Annotated in this window: 20 protein-coding genes; 9 read left to right on the top strand and 11 right to left on the bottom strand. The window is 63.1% G+C overall.

Annotated features, from left to right (window positions below; translation table 11 throughout):
* Nucleotides 1-139 precede the first annotated feature (139 nt).
* Nucleotides 140-487, top strand: coding sequence for an HPF/RaiA family ribosome-associated protein (locus OO258_RS20975; RefSeq protein ID WP_110742537.1), 348 nt, complete (start codon nucleotides 140-142; stop codon nucleotides 485-487).
* Between the two features lie 121 nt (nucleotides 488-608).
* On the top strand, nucleotides 609-899 hold the full coding sequence (locus OO258_RS20970) for a DUF3509 domain-containing protein (RefSeq protein ID WP_110742536.1): 291 nt from the start codon (nucleotides 609-611) through the stop codon (nucleotides 897-899).
* A 3-nt stretch (nucleotides 900-902) separates the two neighbouring features.
* Here OO258_RS20970 and OO258_RS20965 read toward each other — a convergent pair whose 3' ends face one another.
* Nucleotides 903-1,373, bottom strand: coding sequence for a phosphate-starvation-inducible protein PsiE (locus OO258_RS20965; protein ID WP_110742535.1), 471 nt, complete (start codon nucleotides 1,371-1,373; stop codon nucleotides 903-905).
* A gap of 289 nt (nucleotides 1,374-1,662) precedes the next feature.
* On the opposite strand from OO258_RS20965, the gene OO258_RS20960 reads away from it, so the two are divergent.
* Nucleotides 1,663-1,926, top strand: coding sequence for a YebG family protein (locus OO258_RS20960; protein WP_016497959.1), 264 nt, complete (start codon nucleotides 1,663-1,665; stop codon nucleotides 1,924-1,926).
* A gap of 16 nt (nucleotides 1,927-1,942) precedes the next feature.
* On the opposite strand, the gene OO258_RS20955 is transcribed toward OO258_RS20960, so the two are convergent.
* On the bottom strand, nucleotides 1,943-2,962 hold the full coding sequence (locus tag OO258_RS20955) for a Leu/Phe/Val dehydrogenase (RefSeq protein ID WP_110742534.1): 1,020 nt from the start codon (nucleotides 2,960-2,962) through the stop codon (nucleotides 1,943-1,945).
* Between the two features lie 122 nt (nucleotides 2,963-3,084).
* Between OO258_RS20955 and OO258_RS20950 the strand changes: the two genes are divergently transcribed.
* The gene (locus OO258_RS20950) at nucleotides 3,085-3,891 is read left to right on the top strand and encodes a SirB1 family protein (protein WP_266032284.1); all 807 of its coding nucleotides are present in this window, start codon (nucleotides 3,085-3,087) and stop codon (nucleotides 3,889-3,891) included.
* On the opposite strand, the gene maiA is transcribed toward OO258_RS20950, so the two are convergent.
* Genes maiA through hmgA form a run of 3 tightly spaced genes read right to left on the bottom strand, consistent with a single transcriptional unit; the run spans nucleotide 3,885 to nucleotide 7,127 of the window.
* Entirely contained in the window at nucleotides 3,885-4,517 is a 633-nt protein-coding gene (gene maiA / locus OO258_RS20945; protein WP_266032283.1) for a maleylacetoacetate isomerase, read from the bottom strand. The genes OO258_RS20950 and maiA overlap by 7 nt on opposite strands.
* 12 nt (nucleotides 4,518-4,529) lie before the next feature.
* Nucleotides 4,530-5,822 (bottom strand): fumarylacetoacetase, encoded by a 1,293-nt coding sequence (gene fahA / locus OO258_RS20940; RefSeq protein WP_266032282.1) that lies wholly within the window; start codon nucleotides 5,820-5,822, stop codon nucleotides 4,530-4,532.
* Between the two features lie 3 nt (nucleotides 5,823-5,825).
* Nucleotides 5,826-7,127 carry a homogentisate 1,2-dioxygenase gene (hmgA, locus tag OO258_RS20935; protein ID WP_266032281.1) on the bottom strand — a complete coding sequence of 434 codons (1,302 nt, stop codon included), beginning with the start codon at nucleotides 7,125-7,127 and terminating at the stop codon, nucleotides 5,826-5,828.
* A 174-nt stretch (nucleotides 7,128-7,301) separates the two neighbouring features.
* On the opposite strand from hmgA, the gene OO258_RS20930 reads away from it, so the two are divergent.
* Nucleotides 7,302-8,084, top strand: coding sequence for an IclR family transcriptional regulator (locus tag OO258_RS20930; protein ID WP_110742890.1), 783 nt, complete (start codon nucleotides 7,302-7,304; stop codon nucleotides 8,082-8,084).
* A 271-nt stretch (nucleotides 8,085-8,355) separates the two neighbouring features.
* Here OO258_RS20930 and OO258_RS20925 read toward each other — a convergent pair whose 3' ends face one another.
* The 4 genes from OO258_RS20925 to OO258_RS20910 form a co-directional block, all read right to left on the bottom strand.
* Nucleotides 8,356-9,270, bottom strand: coding sequence for an SDR family oxidoreductase (locus tag OO258_RS20925; protein WP_266032280.1), 915 nt, complete (start codon nucleotides 9,268-9,270; stop codon nucleotides 8,356-8,358).
* A gap of 114 nt (nucleotides 9,271-9,384) precedes the next feature.
* A complete protein-coding gene (locus OO258_RS20920) occupies nucleotides 9,385-10,290 on the bottom strand; it encodes an alpha/beta fold hydrolase (protein ID WP_266032279.1) in 906 nt (301 codons plus the stop codon).
* A 173-nt stretch (nucleotides 10,291-10,463) separates the two neighbouring features.
* Nucleotides 10,464-11,150 (bottom strand): LrgB family protein, encoded by a 687-nt coding sequence (locus tag OO258_RS20915; RefSeq protein ID WP_266032278.1) that lies wholly within the window; start codon nucleotides 11,148-11,150, stop codon nucleotides 10,464-10,466.
* Complete coding sequence (locus OO258_RS20910) at nucleotides 11,140-11,526, bottom strand: CidA/LrgA family protein (protein ID WP_110742526.1); 387 nt, start codon at nucleotides 11,524-11,526, stop codon at nucleotides 11,140-11,142. Before OO258_RS20910 ends, OO258_RS20915 begins: the two co-directional genes overlap by 11 nt.
* 96 nt (nucleotides 11,527-11,622) lie before the next feature.
* Between OO258_RS20910 and OO258_RS20905 the strand changes: the two genes are divergently transcribed.
* Nucleotides 11,623-12,504, top strand: coding sequence for a LysR family transcriptional regulator (locus OO258_RS20905; protein WP_266032277.1), 882 nt, complete (start codon nucleotides 11,623-11,625; stop codon nucleotides 12,502-12,504).
* Nucleotides 12,505-12,579: 75 nt separating this feature from the next.
* On the opposite strand, the gene OO258_RS20900 is transcribed toward OO258_RS20905, so the two are convergent.
* Nucleotides 12,580-13,038, bottom strand: a complete 459-nt coding sequence (locus OO258_RS20900) for a flavodoxin (protein ID WP_266032276.1) — start codon at nucleotides 13,036-13,038, stop codon at nucleotides 12,580-12,582.
* A 126-nt stretch (nucleotides 13,039-13,164) separates the two neighbouring features.
* Here OO258_RS20900 and OO258_RS20895 point away from each other — a divergent pair, with 126 nt between their 5' ends.
* Together OO258_RS20895 and OO258_RS20890 are read left to right on the top strand one after the other, a co-directional pair.
* Nucleotides 13,165-13,593 (top strand): PAS domain S-box protein, encoded by a 429-nt coding sequence (locus OO258_RS20895; RefSeq protein ID WP_110742523.1) that lies wholly within the window; start codon nucleotides 13,165-13,167, stop codon nucleotides 13,591-13,593.
* A gap of 59 nt (nucleotides 13,594-13,652) precedes the next feature.
* Nucleotides 13,653-14,270, top strand: coding sequence for a hypothetical protein (locus tag OO258_RS20890; protein WP_266032275.1), 618 nt, complete (start codon nucleotides 13,653-13,655; stop codon nucleotides 14,268-14,270).
* On the opposite strand, the gene OO258_RS20885 is transcribed toward OO258_RS20890, so the two are convergent.
* Nucleotides 14,255-15,190, bottom strand: coding sequence for a MerR family transcriptional regulator (locus OO258_RS20885; protein ID WP_266032274.1), 936 nt, complete (start codon nucleotides 15,188-15,190; stop codon nucleotides 14,255-14,257). The genes OO258_RS20890 and OO258_RS20885 overlap by 16 nt on opposite strands.
* A 221-nt stretch (nucleotides 15,191-15,411) precedes the next feature.
* Between OO258_RS20885 and folM the strand changes: the two genes are divergently transcribed.
* Complete coding sequence (gene folM / locus OO258_RS20880; protein WP_266032273.1) at nucleotides 15,412-16,149, top strand: dihydromonapterin reductase; 738 nt, start codon at nucleotides 15,412-15,414, stop codon at nucleotides 16,147-16,149.
* Nucleotides 16,150-16,156: the final 7 nt, after the last annotated feature.

The raw sequence follows: 16,156 nt of genomic DNA, 5'->3' as shown, positions 1-16,156 counted from the left end.
CAACAAGAAATTTATTTTCAAAAAGGGCTTGAATTCGTTGCGCGGTTGCCTGACCTTAGAGTCAAGAGGCGCAGAAATTCCAAGGGTCTCAAGGACCTGGCAGCGCCTCCATGCGAGCAAGCTGAATAAGGATTGAATCATGCAAATCCAGGTTAACAGCAGCAACCATTTCGAAGGTAACGCCCGGCTCGACCAGTGGGTCCGCAGTACACTGGAAAGCTCACTTGAGCGCTACGAGGACGACCTCACCCGCATCGAGGTGCACCTGCGCGACGAGAACGGCGCCAAGCCCGGACCGCATGACAAACGCTGCCAGATGGAGGCTCGCCCCAAAGGCCACCAGCCGATTTCCGTGACCCACACCGCCACTTCGCTGGACCAGGCAGTCGACGGTGCAGCCACCAAACTCAACCATGCGCTGGAACACTTCTACGGCAAGCTGCGCAGCAAGCGCGGCGCCCTGGAACTGAGTGACCCCGACGCCTGATCGACAATGCAAAACGCCCGGCCTTGAGCCGGGCGTTTTCGTTTGTGCCGATCAATGGCACTGAACCAACGTGCGAACATCCCGGTCAACCTCTGCACTCACTCACCGCAGAAGCAAGACCATGAACAACCCATTCGAACGAATCAGTGCAGCATTCGCTCCCGAATATCGGGTGAACCTGAGCATTGCGAACCTCGACGGCAGCATCATGCTGACCCTGTCCGACGACGCCGGCGTGGTGGCCAAGCGCCTCATCACCCAGGCTCAACGCAACGACCCAGTGCGCCTGCAGCGGGTGATCGACAGCATCCGCCTGGGCCTGGCCATCGAACTGGGGCAGAACCCCATGCAGGTACTGGCAGCGCTGACCCGCGACGCCGGTCACGGTCAGCGCCCATTCATGGCCAACTGAGGCCTACTTGCCCTCCCCTACGTCCTTGCCGTTGGCATCCAGCACCTTGGTCGAGGGGTAGCGGTACGAGGCGTAGCGCACCACCAGGATCGAGAACGCCAGCAGCAGGATGCCCCCACACAGGTACAGCAGCCCCTCGTCCGGTGCCTTGTGGTGCGAAACATCGCCGATCAGCAGGCGAGTGAGCGCGGTGATTGCCACATACAGCAGAAAGCGGATCGGCATGTGGTTGGTCTTGAAGTAGATGCCGACCATCGCCCCCAGTTCGAGGTAGATGAACAGCAGCAGAATGTCATCGACGCTGATCCCGCCCTTGCCGAGCATGTCCAGAAAGGTGACCACCGCCGCATAAGCGGTAATCGCGCCAATGCCGAACAGCGCCAGGTAATGGAAGGCCTCGACGCACAGGTTACCCAGCGAGTCAGCCGAGCCGTGCAGGCCCTTGCGCAGCTTTTCTGCCCATTTGATGTTCACGATGTTCCATTCCCCGATACGTCTTTAAGGATGATGCGTCGCTGATGTGACGCTTGTGCCATGCAGTTAAAGGGCCAGGCCCCTGTCTTGGAAGGCGACCGATTGCCGCAAGGCACCTTGAGGCATGGCGGGTTGCAAAAAAGCGACCGGCTTTGACAGGCAAAGGCGCGCGCAGCGCTCGGTCTATGCCAGGCTACAATTTCTGCTTGCGAACCAACCCGTATTGCCATTACTGTATATCGATACAGTAAATCGCAACACAACCAGCAAAAAGGCATAGAGGTGATGAATGGCCGTCGAAGTGGTGTACCGCAGCAGCCGCGACCCGGAGCGCTTGTTCATGGATAAGGCCGAAGCAGACCGTCACGACAAAATGCTCGAACTGGCCGAGCGCCTGGCCGAAGTGCTGCACAAGGCGGTGCCGTCGCTGACCGAGCAGCAGGTCGAGGAAGCCGGTATCTACATGGCCAAGAACCGCGATGTGTTCGCCCGGGCGTTCAAAAGCCAGCCGGATGCGTTGGCCGAGTTGCTCGAAGCGCCAGCAGCAGAGTAGGCCTGCCCAGGCCTCGTTACCCGTACAGCAATCGCTCCGCCAGCATCTGCGCCACTCGCGCCGGCGAGCGCTTCTCTGCCTGCGCATGGCCGAACACTTCGGTCAGCCGCGTAGGTATCCGCGCCAGGTGCGCGGTGATGGTGCCCAGGTCTTCGCCACGATGGGTTAGCGCCACATAGATCAGCCCGCCAGCATTGATGACATAGTCAGGCGCATACAGTATCCCGCGCGACTCCAGCTGGTCGGCCACCTGCAAGGTAGTCAACTGGTTGTTCGCCGCCCCCGCCACTGCCGCACACCGCAGCTGCATCACGCTCTGCCCATTCAATACCGGCCCCACGCCGCATGGCGCAAAAATATCGCAAGGGGTGCTGAGCAACGCATCGTTGGTCACAGGCTTTGCATCGAACTGCTCCATCGCCAGCCGCACACGCCCCGGGTCGAGGTCGCTGACCAGCAACTCCGCGCCTACCGCGTGCAGTTGCTCGGCCAGCGCATAACCGACATTGCCCAACCCTTGAATCGCGATCCGCAGGCCGCGCAAATCATCACTGCCAAGGCGGAATGAGGTTGTTGCCCTGATACCGGCGAATACCCCCATCGCCGCATGCGGTGAGGGGTCACCCGAAGCAGTGGTACTGGTCACATGCGGCGTGCTCTGGGCGATGCAGTCCATGTCCAGGGTAGAGGTGCCGCTGTCCACGGCAATGATGAAGCGCCCATGCAAGGTATCGATGAAGCGGCCAAAGGCTTCGAACAGCGCGGCGCGGTTTTCCACATGCGGGTTACGCATGATCACCGCCTTGCCGCCACCCAGCGGCAAACCCGCCAGGGCCGCCTTGTAGCTCATGCCCTGGGCCAGGCGGATGGCGTCGGTCATGGCACTTTCGTCATCGGCATACGGCAGGTAGCGGCAACCGCCCATCGCCGGCCCCAACTGCTCGCTGTGGATCGCCACCACCGCTTTCAGGCCCGTAGCCGGGTCGTTGAACAAGTGCAGTGACTGAGTACGGGTGCTTTGCATCAGTGCGAACATCGACAGGCCCCCACGAGGTGCTTACTCCAGTATAGGCACGGCCCCGGGGCCGGTGCCGCCGCCGGACCACTGGACGAAACCGCGCGCCACGGCTAATACTCAAGCGTGTGTGGAGAAACCCCATGAACCCACGTCAAGCCTGCCTGGCCTGCCTGGAACGCGAGCCTGTCGCCGTGCTGGAAGCCGCATTGTGGATAGCTGCCGAGCACGACCGCAGCGTCGAGCCCGCAGCCAGCCTTGCCCACGTGCACGAACTGCAGCGCGAGATCAGCACCAGTCTGCCCATGCTGCCGCTGGGCGAACTGGCCCAGCCGCTGCTGCGCCAGCTCAACGCACTGGGTTTCCAGCAGGATGAATACCACCCCTTGCGCCCGCACGCAGCGATGATGGACAAGGTGCTGCAGCGCCGCCGTGGCCAACCGCTGACGCTGGCAATCCTTGCTCTGGAGCTGGCGCGGCGCCTGTCCATCCCGCTGGAGGGCGTGGGCTTCCCTGGGCATTTCCTGCTCCGCGTACCGGGGGCCGACCACCTGCTGGACCCCTGTGGCGGCCGACGTTTGTACCCCAGCGATTGCCGCGAGTTGCTGGCGCGCCAGTTCGGCCCGCACGTGGCGCTGACAGCAGAGCATATGCGCGGCGCCAGCCCTTTGCAGATGCTGCAACGCCTGTCACGTAACCTGCGCCAGCTGCACATCAGTAACGACAACCACCTGGCGGCGCTGATCGATGCGGAGCGGGTGATGCAACTGGGCCCGGTGCAGGTGAGCGACTATATGACCCGCGCCTCGCTCTACCAACACCTGGATTGCCCACAGGCCGAGCGCTTCGACCTGGAGCATGCGTTGTTGCTGACCGAAGACCCGGTCCAGCGCCTGAAGCTGTCCGAGCGTATCGGCAAGCTCCCGGTCGCGAACCGTTCACTTCACTGAGCCGGGCTGTCCGGCTGCCGGGCGGGATGGGCACTGGCGAAGGCCGGGTGAACGGCTGCCAGTGCGGCAACCCGCCGAATACGCGGGAAGCCGCCGAGGTCGACATTGAAGCGCTCGGCGGCGTACAGCTGCGGGATCAGGTACACATCCGCCAGCCCTGGCGTATCGCCAAAGCAGAAGCCTTCATCGCCAATCAGTTGCTCCACTGCCGCCAGCCCTTGGCTGATCCAGTGATCGATCCAGTCGCTGACCTGTCCCTCGTCATGGCCTGCCTCGCGCAGCCGGTTGAGCACGCTGACATTGTGCAGCGGGTGAATGTCGCAGCCTATGATCGCTGCCACGCCTCGCGCCTTGGCACGCACCTCGGCCATGGCCGGCAGCAGCGCAGGCTGTGGATAAACCTCTTCCAGGTATTCGATGATCGCAGGTGACTGCACCAGCAAATCACCGCCATCGGTGCGCAAGGCAGGCACCCGCCCCTGCGGGTTGACGGCAACATAGCCCGCATCTCGCTGCCCACCTTGCAGCAGGTTGACCGGCAGTGACTGGTAAGCCAGCCCCTTCAGTGCCAGGGCAATGCGCACCCGGTAGGACGAGGTGGAACGGTAGTAGGTGTACAGCTCCATGCCCTAGCCTCCTCAGTTGGCCGCGACAACCGTGCCACGGCATTCGCCGAAACCGATGCTGGCCACACCGTCACGCGCGCAGCGCGCCCGCAGGATGATCTCGTCACCGTCCTCGAGGAACTTGCGCACCTCGCCACTGGCCAGCTCCACCGGCAGCTTGCCGCCTTCGGTGATTTCCAGCAGGCTGCCGAACGAACCTGGCGTGGCGCCCGACAGCGTGCCAGAACCGAACAAGTCGCCCGGCTGCAGCTGGCAGCCATTGACGCTGTGGTGCGCCACCAGCTGCGCCACGGTCCAGTACATGCTGCGGGTGTTGCTCAGGGTCAGGCGGTGTGGGGCAACACCCTGCTCGCGCATGCGCTCGGTCAGCAGCAGTACTTCCAGTTCGATGTCAAATGCACCCCCGGCCTGGTCGCGTTTGTCCAGCAGGTAGGACAGTGGCTGCGGGTCGCCTTCCGGGCGGGCAGGCTGGGCGCAGCGGAACGGCTCCAGCGCTTCGGCAGTGACCACCCATGGCGAGATCGTGGTAATGAAGCTCTTGGACAGGAACGGCCCCAATGGCTGGTATTCCCAGGCCTGGATGTCGCGCGCCGACCAGTCATTGAGCAGGCACAGGCCGGCTACGTGCTCGGCGGCATCGCCTACCGGAATGGCCTGGCCCATCTCGTTGCCCTGGCCGATCCAGATGCCCAGTTCCAGCTCGTAGTCCAGCCGCGCACAGGGGCCGAAGCTCGGCTCAGTGTGCCCGGCCGGCAAGGTCTGGCCTTTTGGCCGACGCACATCGGTGCCCGAAGGGCGAATGGTCGAAGCACGGCCGTGGTAACCGATCGGGACGTACTTGTAGTTAGGCAGCAGCGGGTTGTCGGGGCGGAACAGCTTGCCCACGTTCTTGGCGTGCTCGATACCCACGTAGAAGTCGGTGTAGTCACCGATCTGCGCCGGTACATGCAACTGGCAGTCGCTGGCCAGATACAGCAGCGGCTTCAGCGCCGCCTGGTGTTCGCTGTGTTCGCCAAGCAATACCTGCAGGCGCTCGCGCAGAGCCACGCGCGCATTGCGCCCCAACGCGAAGAATGCGTTCAGCGCCCCGCCCTGGGTAGCCTCGACGGCGGCCTTGGCGGCGCCGTCGAACAGGCCGGCGGCCAGCGCCGCTTCCAGGTCGAGGATTGCGTCGCCGATGGCCACGCCACAGCGCCTGGCTTCACCCGGCCGGCTGAAGATACCCATGGGCAGGTTCTGCAGCGGGAAGTCGCTGTGCCCGTTGGCGTGCTCGACCCAGCTACGGGCATTGGCAGTGTGGTTCATGGGTTATCTCCGGTTCGGGTTGAAGGTGCTCGGCAAGGTCGCCCAGCAACTATCGTAGTCGGCCTGCAATTGCGGGCATTCAAGGGCTTGCAGGCTCGGGCGCAGCACTTGGCTGGTCTCGAACATGAAGGCCATGGTGTTGTCGATCTTGTGCGGTGCCAGGTCGGCGGCAATGGCTTTTTCGCAGGTTTCGGCGTCGGGACCATGGGCGCTCATCACCCCGTGCAGCGACGCACCGCCCGGCACGAAGCCCTCGGCCTTGGCATCGTAGGCGCCATTGATCAGGCCCATGAATTCGTTCATCAGGTTGCGGTGGAACCAAGGTGGACGGAAGGTGTTCTCGGCCACCATCCAGCGTGGCGGGAAGATCACGAAGTCCATGTTGGCCAGGCCATGCACGCTGGTCGGCGAGGTCAGCACGGTGAAGATCGACGGGTCCGGGTGATCGAAGCTGACCGTGCCAATGGTGTTGAAGCGGCGCAGGTCGTACTTGTACGGCACGTTGCTGCCGTGCCAGGCGACCACGTCCAGCGGCGAGTGCTGCAGCTCGCAGGCCCAGTGCTCGCCCAGGAACTTCTGCACCAGTTGCACCGGCCCTGCGGCCTCTTCGTAGTGCGCTACCGGGGTAAGGAAGTCGCGCGGGTTGGCCAGGCCGTTGCTGCCGATCGGGCCCAGGTCCGGGAGACGCAGTGGTGCCCCATGGTTTTCGGCGATATAGCCACGGGCCTGGCCATCGAGCAGTTCGACACGGAACTTCATGCCGCGCGGGATCACTGCAATTTCCAGTGGTTCGACCTCCATCACCCCCAGTTCGGTAGCGATGCGCAGGCGGCCCAGTTCCGGCACCAGCAGCAGTTCGCCATCGGCGTTGAAGAACACCCTCTCCATGGAGCGGTTGGCGCGGTAGATATAGATACTGACACCAGCCGGCTTTTCTGCCGCCGCGTTGGCCACCATCGGCAGCCAGCCCTCGATGAAGTCGGTCGGCTCGCCGGGAATCGGCTGTGGGCTCCAGCGCAGGCGGTTGGGGTTGATGCCCCCCAACGGCCCACTCAGCGGCTGACGCGCCAGGCGCTCGAAACGCGGGTGCAATGCAGAGGGGCGAATACGGTACAGCCAGGTACGGCGCAGCTCGTTGCGGGCCATGGTGAACGCTGTGCCCGAAAGCAGTTCGGCATACAACCCGTAGGGCGCCTTCTGCGGCGAGTTCTGCCCGACCGGCAAGGCCCCTGGCAGGGCTTCGCTGGCAAATTCGTTGCCGAAGCCGCTGAGGTAGTGAAGGTCGGGTGAGGGGTCGCGAGTCATCGGTGCCTCCGGGCTCTGGCCGAGCCGTTGCGGGCAGCTGGCTGTTGCCCCGAGGTGGGGTGGCAGCGCGTCTGCATTGTTTTTATCGTAATCAGATTACGAATAACGTAATTTGCTACGCGCATGGCGTCAAGCTATAAAGGCCCGACTTGAAAAATGCAGAAGAAGATGTCCATGACCAAAGCCAGCTCCCCCGCCGATAACGGCAAGCAGAAAGTCCGCTCGGCGGAGGTCGGCACCGACATCCTCAAAGCCCTTGCCGAACTGTCCCCGTCCACCTCGCTGTCACGCCTGGCAGAGCATGTGCAGATGCCGGCAAGCAAGGTGCACCGTTACCTGCAGGCGTTGATCGCCAGCGGCTTTGCCGAGCAGGATGCCGCCACCAACCATTACGGCCTGGGGCGTGAGGCACTGCGGGTGGGGCTGGCGGCGCTTGGCAGCATCGACGTGCTGAAAATAGCCGCGCTGCCGCTGTCGCAACTGCGCGACGAACTGAATGAAAGCTGCTTCATTGCCGTGTGGGGTAACCAGGGTGCGACCGTGGTCAGCATCGAACCGGCGGTACGTGCAGTCACGGTGGTAACGCAAATCGGCTCGGTGCTGCCACTGCTTAGCTCGTCTACCGGGCTGGTGTTCGCTGCCTACCTGCCCGAGCGCGAAACCGTAGAGTTGCGTGACCGTGAGCTGGCTGCCCTGGGGCACGATGCCGACCACTACCAGGCGCTGCTGGCAGGCATTCGCGAACGTGGCCTGCACCATGTGCACGGCCTGTTGATGCCGGGCGTGGACGCGCTCTCGGCACCGGTTTTCAATGCCATGGGCCAGGTTGCAGCGGTGATGACCGTGGTCGGGCCGACGTCGATCTTCCATGCCGACGAACACGGCCCCGCAGCACTGCGGTTGCTGGCGGCCGCGCGCGAGACCAGCTGGCGCATGGGCTATTCGCCCGCCGCCTGAGCAGCAGCTTCACTGTTGCCCGAAACGTAAAGGTGAATGTCATAAGGGGCTATTTTTCCCACGGGATCAAGCGCTTATTCTTCACTCACTGGCCGGCATGAAGGGCTCTCCCCCCGCCTTTCAGGCCTGCGAGGTTCACCGACGTAGATTTTGAAGCTCCTTGATCTAACGTCTCGATTGGCCGCTGCGGCTTGCAGCGGCCTTTTTTATGGCCTGGATAAAGTGCCCTTCTGCGCGAGCCGGCAAAAGGTCTGCGCAGTCATTACCCATTTCAACCTAGCGGGTACTTCTGCAGGTTTTCCATCATCTGCTGCAGCGCCTGCAAACTGTCCTGCGGGTGCACCGCGCCGTCGAAATCACCAATGCGCGCCCAGTTCTGCGCCACCTGCTCGGGGGTAAAGCCTTCGCGGGGGTCAAAGCCCACACCCAGGCTACGCTCCCAACGCACCTTGCCGACCCAACCACCGCCCACCTCGAACAGCTCGCCGCTGCCCTGGCACTGCTCACTGCCCAGGTACATCACCAGCGGGCTGACCAGTTCGGGCTTGAGCCGCTCGAACACCTGCGGCGGGATCAGCCCTTCGGTCATTCGTGTTCCACCTGTGGGGGCGATGGCATTGACCAGGATGTTGTGCTTGCGCCCCTCGATCGCCAAGGTGCGGGTGAGCCCGTACAGGCCCAGCTTGGCCATGCCGTAGTTGGCCTGGCCGAAGTTGCCGTAGATACCGGAGGTGGAGGCGGTAAAGATCACCCGGCCCCAGTTCTGCTCGCGCAGGTGTGGCCAGGCCGCGCGGGTGACTTTGTAGGCGCCCTCGACATGCACCTGGTAAACCTGCTCCCAGTCGCTGTCGTCCATCTTGTGGAAGGTTTTGTCACGCAGGATGCCGGCATTGTTCACCAGCACATCGACCCGGCCAAAGCTGTCCAGGGCCTGCTCGACAATGCGCGCGCCGTGGCTGACCGAGTCGTGGTTGGCAACCGCGCTGCCCCCGGCGGCGCGGATCTCCTCCACCACCCGGTCGGCAGCCGAGGCGCTGGCACCTTCACCGTGGGTAGAGCCGCCGAGGTCGTTGACCACGACCTTGGCACCCCGCGCAGCGAACAGCAGCGCGTGGGCACGGCCCAGGCCACCTCCGGCACCGGTAACGATTACCACGCGATCTTGCAGACGGACAGGCTCGCTCATGCTCAAGGCTCCAGGCAGGTTCAGGTCAGCCGAGTGTCCGCCCCCAGCGGTGGGCGGACAATCAAGCTCGTGCAGGCTGAATGCCTGGCAATAACGCAGGGCGATGAGGCCCCGTCAGGACCACGCCATTTTCGGCTGGGGGTAGTTCAGCGGCTGTTCACGAAAGGCCAGGTAATGCCGCAACACCTGCACCGGCGCTTCGGTGTGCGGGTAGTGGCCAATGCCCTGCAACTGTACGGTGTCAGGCTCCGGCACCAGTTGCCGATAACGCTCGAGCATGTGCGCGCCGGACAAGGGGTCGACCATTCCGTTGATCAAGCGCAGGGGCACGCCCTTGCGCTGCATCGCCTCGACCCAGCGATCGCGGTGCAAACTGCGCTCGGGCATGTAGCCCACCAACTTGTGCAGGATGCGCGTGCCACGGTTGGCGGCGATCAGGCTCCAGAAGTCATCCAACGCGCTCTCACTGGGGTGGGTGCAGGGGCCGTAGACCTGGCTGACATTGCGCACCAGGTCGTCACGCCCGAACGAGCGCCCGACCAGCCAGCCGAAGCGGCTCAACAGTAGCTTCTGGATCAGCAGCGTGCGGCAGCTTTCGGCAAACAGCCCACTGTTGAGGAACACGCAGCTGGCAACCTCGACACGCTGTTCATGATGCCGCGCCAGCAGCTCCTGGGCCACGCTGCCGCCATAGTCGTGGGCCAGCAGGTGCACTGGCTGGTCGACGTGCAGGTGGGCTAGCAGGGCCTGTTGCAGGTCTGCCTGTTCCATCAGGCTGTACGCGTGATCGACCGGTTTGGCCGAATCGCCAAAGCCGAGCATGTCGCACGCAATCACCCTGAAACGCTGGGTCAAGGGCCCCCACAAGTAATGCCAGTCCCAACTGGCGGTGGGGAAGCCGTGTAACAAAAGCAGAGGCTCTCCTTGCCCTGCGGTCCAGTAGCGGATGCTCTGGCCCCGGAATGTGAAGCTTTGTCCCCGGGTTCGCCAGACGCACAATGGAATTTCGGCCAAAGGCATCAGATCGGTCCCGGGTAGGTGTTGGCGGAATAGGGCAAGGCTGCGGTCATTGCAAGTCACCTCGGCACTTACATGTGCTCTCTATGTCGAGGCTGAGTCTAGCCAGCAGCCCATGGGCTGAAACTTGCGTTGCCAGCCAGCTTGATGACTGAGCGAGTCAGTGGCACGAACGGTCAGAGCAGCATGGCCAGCAGCGGCGCCGCAAACAGGTTCATCAGCCCGGTCAGGACCATCACCAGCCCGGCCACCGAGCCTTCCTCACGCCCGACTTCCTGCGCCCGGCTCACCCCGGCGCCATGCGCGCCAACGCCAAACAATGCCCCCCGCGCCAGCGGCGTGCGAAGCGGTAACCAGCGCAGCAGCACACCGCCGAACATGGCGCCGAGCACACCTGTGAACATCACGAACACGGCGGTCAGCTCTGGCACGCCCCCCAGGTCATGCGCCAAGGGCATGGCGAATGGCGTGGTGATGGAGCGCGGCACCAGCGACAGGCTGGTTGCGCTGTCCAACGCCAACAGGTGCGCCAGCCCCCACGAGCTGGCGATCGAAGCACTGCTGCCAGCCACCATGCCGACCATCAGTGCCGGCCAATGCCGCGCCAGCATGGCCCGCTGCTGCCAGATCGGCACGGCAAAGGCCACAGTCACCGGGCCGAGCACGCTCATCAACCAATGGGTGTTGCGTGCATATTCGGCATAGGCGGTATGCAGCGGCACAGCGACCGCCAACAGTAATACCGGTACCAGGATCAATGGCGAAAAGAGGTAACGCTTGCTGCGCCGATACAGCCAGCGGCTGCCCAGATAGGCCAGCAGAGTCAGCGCCAGCCAGAACAGCGGCATGGGCTCAAGGCTCATGACGCAAGCTCCAGCGGCACACCAGCTCCACGGTCAGGGCGGTCACCACCATCACCATCAGCGTACTCACGGCGATCACCAGCAGGATGCGCCAGCCCTCATCACGGATCAGCGCGCCGTAGTCGAGCAGGCTCATCAGCGCCGGGATGAAGAACAGCAGCATCTCGGCCATCAACCAGCCCGCGCCCAGTTGCAGCATCGCCGGCTTGAGCACACCGGACGCAAAGAGTATCAACAACAGCGCCAGGCCCATCACCCCGCCAGGAATCGGCCAGCCCAGCCAACGGGCAAGCTGGCCGCCAAGCAGGAACAGGGCACACAGAATCGCCAGCTCGACCAGCAGGCGCAGGGCATTTTTGATTAACGCGGGTTTCATGGCGGGGTTCCTCGACAAGCCCTTATTTTAAGATTCGCCTGCCCAGGCCAGAAGCGAATTGTTAGACTGATCGCCATTCCATAATGGAATCCGGACATGGAATTCAAACAACTGCGCAGCTTCATTGAAGTGGTCCACCGCGGCGGCTTTACCCAGGCCGCACAGACCCTGCACGTCAGCCAGTCGGCCGTGAGCAAGCAGGTGGCCCAATTGGAGCAAGATGTGGGCCAGCCGCTGCTGGAGCGCCAAGCCTCGCAGCTACACCTGACAGCTGCTGGACGCATCGTGCTGGAGCGGGGCGAGGCCCTGCTGCGCCAGCGTCAAGCGCTGCTGAACGAACTGGACGACCTTGGCCAGATGGAGCGCGGTGAACTGCGCCTGGGCTTGCCGATGCTGGGCAGTGATGCACTGTTCGCAGGCTTGTTCGCCGAATACCGGCGGCGCCACCCGAACATCACCATCCAGTTGCTCGAAGGTGGCAGCCGAAGCGTCGAACAGGCAGTCAAGAGTGGAGAACTGGAGCTGGGCGGCAGCCTTACGCCCACTGACGAGTCGTTCGAGTACCAGCCGTTCTGCAACGAACCGCTGGATGCCCTGTTGCCGGCGGGCCATGGGTTGGCGGACCTGACCGAGGTGGACCTGGGGCAGCTGGCCGGTACGCCGTTCCTGCTGTACCAGCGCAGCTTCGTGCTGAATGACCGGCTGCTGAAAGCGTGCCAGCAGCAGGGGTTTACCCCCAAGGAAGGCGGGCGCAGTGGCCAGGCGGACTTTTTGGTGGCATTGGTAGCGGCGGGCCAGGGCGTGGTGTTGCTGCCCCGCGTGGTGGCAAAGGCACTCGAGCGCCCCGGGGTGGTGCGCTTGCCGCTGCGTTCGCCGGGGGATTTGCGATGGGACATTGCCTTTATCTGGCGGCGCGGGGGGTACCTGTCGCGGGCGGCACAGGCGTGGTTGGCGCTGCTACGCGAACATCACCGCTGACCGGCTTTTCAGGGTGCAGCCTGCCCTGCCCCTCTCGCCGCCAAGGCGGCACCCAGAGACCGAGCAGGCCCGGGGTCAGGACGCTTTCAATGCGGTGATCAACTCAGCCAACCATGGCTCTGCATCCGCCTCGGGGGTCACTGTCTCGCTGGCATCCAGGCGCAGCATCGGCTGCACTTCGCGCACGCCCAGTTCGGCAAACAGCTCGCGCATCTGCTCGCCTCCGCCGCAATAAGTATCGCCATAGCTGGAATCGCCCAGCGCAATCACTGCGCCCGGCAAGCCACGCCAGGCTGCAGGCAGCAGGTCACGGATGCTGCTGTACAGCGGCATGAGGTTGTCTGGCAGCTCACCCATGCCAGTAGTCGAGGTCACGGCCAGCAGGGCTTCCGGGGCAAAACCTTCAAGGTCCTGCAAAGTTGCGCGTGCCGCATGCCAAGCCTCCAGGCCTGCTGCCTTGAACAGTGCTTCTGCGTGACGGGCGACTTCATCGGCGGTGCCATAGACCGATCCGGAAATAATGGCGACTTTCATCGGGTAGAGGATTCCGAAACTGAGTGAAAACGTAGGATACTAGCATCCAGCGCTGGCAAAAGGCCGCCTCTACCAAAGTCGCCATCCTCAGCCCCGCTCCGCCCCTTGTCGCCCAGTGGCCAGAACATGATCAATGCGCAGTTATTGCAATCGATGGTCGATGCGTCCAATGACGGGATCGTGGTTGCCGAACAGGAAGGCGACGACACCATCCTGATCTACGTGAATGCCGCCTTCGAACGCCTGACCGGCTACAGCCGTGACGAAATCCTCTATCAGGATTGCCGTTTCCTGCAGGGCGACGACCGTGACCAGCTGGGCCGCGCACGCATTCGCAGGGCGCTGGCTGAAGGCCGCCCGTGCCGCGAAGTGCTGCGCAACTACCGCAAGGATGGCAGCGCTTTCTGGAACGAGCTGTCGATCACCCCGGTAAAGCGCGATGCCGACCAACGCACCTATTTCATCGGTATCCAGAAGGACGTCAGCCGCCAGGTCGAACTGGAGCGGGAACTGGCCGAACTGCGCGCTCATCCGAAACCCGACGAACGCGCCTGAACCAAGCGCGCCCTGCACGGTCAATGACGTTGAAGAAATCGCTACTACCGAGTTCGATCATGCAAGCAGATGCGCTCCTGACCCAGGCCGAGCTGGATTTCATACAGAACATGCAGCACTCGCCGCAATTGAACCTGGCCGATTCCATGTCGAGCCTGCTGGTCAATGGTGACCGCCGCATCCAAAGTCTGCTTACCCAGCTGGTGGCCAACGAGCAGGTGACCTTGCAGGCCCAGTTCAACAACCAGCAGATCAGCTTCCCTTTGCAACTGGTGGAAGACGAGTTCCACGCCCTTCACCTGCAAGTGGGCTCACCGGAAATCTACGAAGACGGCCCCATGCTGCGCCCTTGGCGCCTGTCGATGGACCAGCCGAGCCCGTTGCTCGATGAGCATGACCACGCTAGCGGCCTGTGGGTGCGCGATATTTCCTTCAAGGGCGTACTGCTGGAGGTGCGTGAGCTGCCATCTGCACCTGCCCGCTTCGAGCTTCGATTCGCCCCTGGCGGCATCCCCCCAATTGAATTGCATGGTGTTCTGGGCCGGCGCATCGGCCCGGACCTGGCAGCCTACGATCTCAGCCAAAGCCCGGCTGAAGAAATCGAACGTCTGCGCGACTACATTCTCCAGGCTCATCGCCGCGCCCACCCCGAGCTGCACAGTCAGGTATCCAGCTGACCTGCCAGAAACTGCCTCAAGCGCTGACGCATCACATCACCTTGTGCTCCCAGACAGGCAACAGGGCTGCCAGCCAGGCTGTCGTGCGCGATTTCTGCCGCTTCCCCGGCCAGCAACAACGGGCAATCCAGCACTGCCGCCAAGCGCGTCAGTTGCCGGGTAAGTTCTGCGGTGAGCGGCTGATGGGAAAACAGCACCAGGGCGTCCGGCTTCAGACGCTCACAGACCAGCGCCAACTCTTGCAGCGGCTGCCCGCAAACCAGTGGGGTCACGCCTGTTTCGTCACTGCCCAGGATCAGGCTGGTGACCAGCAGTTCAAGCTCATGGCACTGGCCCGGTAACGGCGAAAGCAGCACGGTGCGGCTACGCGGCCCATGGGCAAGCTGCAAACGTGCGAACACCCGACCTCGCAAGAACTGGTCCAGGAACAGCCATTCGCTGGCCTGCCCATACCCGCCGCGGCGCACGGCCATGTCATGCCAAACAGGCATGAAGACTTCGGCAAAAACCTGATCCAGCGTGCAGGCAGCAAATACCTCCTCGTAGAGGCGGCCCAGCCCTACGAGGTCGAAGCATTGCACCGCCAGGCGAATCTGGTGCTGCCAGCGCAGCCAGGCATCCGATGCGCCACTGGTATGCCCGGCAATGGCATGGCTACGAGCAAGAATGCTGCCCACCTTGCTGACGGAAACGCCGCGCTCCAGCCAGCCGAGGATACTGCGGATATCGTCGATATCGGCTTGGGAGTACAGGCGGTGGCCACTGTCGGTACGGATTGGCTGGATCAGCCCATAACGACGCTCCCAGGCGCGGAGGGTCACTGCGTTGACGCCGGTCAGGCGGGAAACTTCACGAATCGGAAACAGTACCTGCTGCTTGAAGCTCGCATCAATCACCGGCTTACGTCCCTGTTCGTTCATCTGCACGGCCTACCCGTGTGCGGAAGTTGAACACACAGTCTACTACGACAGCCCGGGCGCAGGATGCAATCGTTTGCCGGCTGAGTGCACCAGGCCAGACACCGCTGACGATCTACCTGTCCACCCGCTTGCCAGCCGGTTGTCTACAGGCCTCCCCGAACATGACAGGGGACAGGCGCAGCCACTGAGGCCAGGCCATACAACAGGCAAACAGTTCGGGTATGCTGGGCAGCAACCAAAGGACAGACAAAGTTGACCGCCCGAACATGAACAGCCCCATTCTCGTTACCGGAGCCAGCCAGCGCGTCGGGCTGGCCCTGGCCCTTGAACTGGCGCAGGCCGGCCATACGGTGGTCAGTGCCAGCCGCAGCGTCCAGCCACAGGCGGCCCACCCCAACATCGTGCAGTTCCAGGCAGACCTGTGCCTGGCGGCCGACCGCCAGGCGCTGATCGACCACTTGCACAGCCACTACGATGGACTGCGCGCGATCATCCACAACGCCTCACTGTGGCTCGACGACGGCCTCGACAACCTCGAAACCATGTTCCGCCTGCACGTCGAAGCGCCCTACCACCTCAACCTGGCACTCGGCGACCTGCTGGCCAAGGTGGAAAAGGCCGACATCATCCACATCTGCGACGAAACCTCTTCACGCGGCAGCAAGAGCCACATTGGCTATGCCGCCACCAAGGCGGCGTTGCAGAACATGGTGCTGTCATTCGCCGAAAAATATGCGCCCACGGTGCATGTGAACGGTATCCTGCCCGGGCTGCTGATCCTCAAGGAAGGGGGTGACGAAGCCTACCGCCAGCAAACCCTGAAAAAGGCCCTGCTGGAGTTCGAACCCGGCGCCGGTCCGCTGATCGAGACGGTCAAATACCTGCTCGCCAGCCAATACAGCACCGGCAGCCAGGTGGTCATCAACGGTGGCCGCCACCTGAAGAACCGCATGACTTGAGAGAACC

It is taken from the genome of Pseudomonas sp. DCB_BI, from assembly GCF_026240995.1.
Taxonomy (GTDB): domain Bacteria; phylum Pseudomonadota; class Gammaproteobacteria; order Pseudomonadales; family Pseudomonadaceae; genus Aquipseudomonas.
This window is presented reverse-complemented; position numbering and strand designations above follow the sequence as displayed.

What these genes read in the sequence shown, in the direction of transcription:
- OO258_RS20885 (WP_266032274.1), bottom strand. Translation starts at nt 15,190, where the DNA reads ATGAACGAACAGGGACGTAAGCCGGTGATTGATGCGAGCTTCAAGCAG.
- OO258_RS20900 (WP_266032276.1), bottom strand. Translation starts at nt 13,038, where the DNA reads ATGAAAGTCGCCATTATTTCCGGATCGGTCTATGGCACCGCCGATGAA.
- hmgA (WP_266032281.1), bottom strand. Translation starts at nt 7,127, where the DNA reads ATGACTCGCGACCCCTCACCCGACCTTCACTACCTCAGCGGCTTCGGC.
- OO258_RS20955 (WP_110742534.1), bottom strand. Translation starts at nt 2,962, where the DNA reads ATGTTCGCACTGATGCAAAGCACCCGTACTCAGTCACTGCACTTGTTC.
- OO258_RS20920 (WP_266032279.1), bottom strand. Translation starts at nt 10,290, where the DNA reads ATGCCTTTGGCCGAAATTCCATTGTGCGTCTGGCGAACCCGGGGACAA.
- OO258_RS20890 (WP_266032275.1), top strand. Translation starts at nt 13,653, where the DNA reads ATGCAAGCAGATGCGCTCCTGACCCAGGCCGAGCTGGATTTCATACAG.
- OO258_RS20915 (WP_266032278.1), bottom strand. Translation starts at nt 11,150, where the DNA reads ATGAGCCTTGAGCCCATGCCGCTGTTCTGGCTGGCGCTGACTCTGCTG.
- folM (WP_266032273.1), top strand. Translation starts at nt 15,412, where the DNA reads ATGCTGGGCAGCAACCAAAGGACAGACAAAGTTGACCGCCCGAACATG.
- OO258_RS20970 (WP_110742536.1), top strand. Translation starts at nt 609, where the DNA reads ATGAACAACCCATTCGAACGAATCAGTGCAGCATTCGCTCCCGAATAT.
- OO258_RS20975 (WP_110742537.1), top strand. Translation starts at nt 140, where the DNA reads ATGCAAATCCAGGTTAACAGCAGCAACCATTTCGAAGGTAACGCCCGG.
- OO258_RS20910 (WP_110742526.1), bottom strand. Translation starts at nt 11,526, where the DNA reads ATGAAACCCGCGTTAATCAAAAATGCCCTGCGCCTGCTGGTCGAGCTG.
- maiA (WP_266032283.1), bottom strand. Translation starts at nt 4,517, where the DNA reads ATGGAGCTGTACACCTACTACCGTTCCACCTCGTCCTACCGGGTGCGC.
- OO258_RS20950 (WP_266032284.1), top strand. Translation starts at nt 3,085, where the DNA reads ATGAACCCACGTCAAGCCTGCCTGGCCTGCCTGGAACGCGAGCCTGTC.
- OO258_RS20925 (WP_266032280.1), bottom strand. Translation starts at nt 9,270, where the DNA reads ATGAGCGAGCCTGTCCGTCTGCAAGATCGCGTGGTAATCGTTACCGGT.
- OO258_RS20960 (WP_016497959.1), top strand. Translation starts at nt 1,663, where the DNA reads ATGGCCGTCGAAGTGGTGTACCGCAGCAGCCGCGACCCGGAGCGCTTG.
- OO258_RS20905 (WP_266032277.1), top strand. Translation starts at nt 11,623, where the DNA reads ATGGAATTCAAACAACTGCGCAGCTTCATTGAAGTGGTCCACCGCGGC.
- OO258_RS20895 (WP_110742523.1), top strand. Translation starts at nt 13,165, where the DNA reads ATGATCAATGCGCAGTTATTGCAATCGATGGTCGATGCGTCCAATGAC.
- fahA (WP_266032282.1), bottom strand. Translation starts at nt 5,822, where the DNA reads ATGAACCACACTGCCAATGCCCGTAGCTGGGTCGAGCACGCCAACGGG.
- OO258_RS20930 (WP_110742890.1), top strand. Translation starts at nt 7,302, where the DNA reads ATGACCAAAGCCAGCTCCCCCGCCGATAACGGCAAGCAGAAAGTCCGC.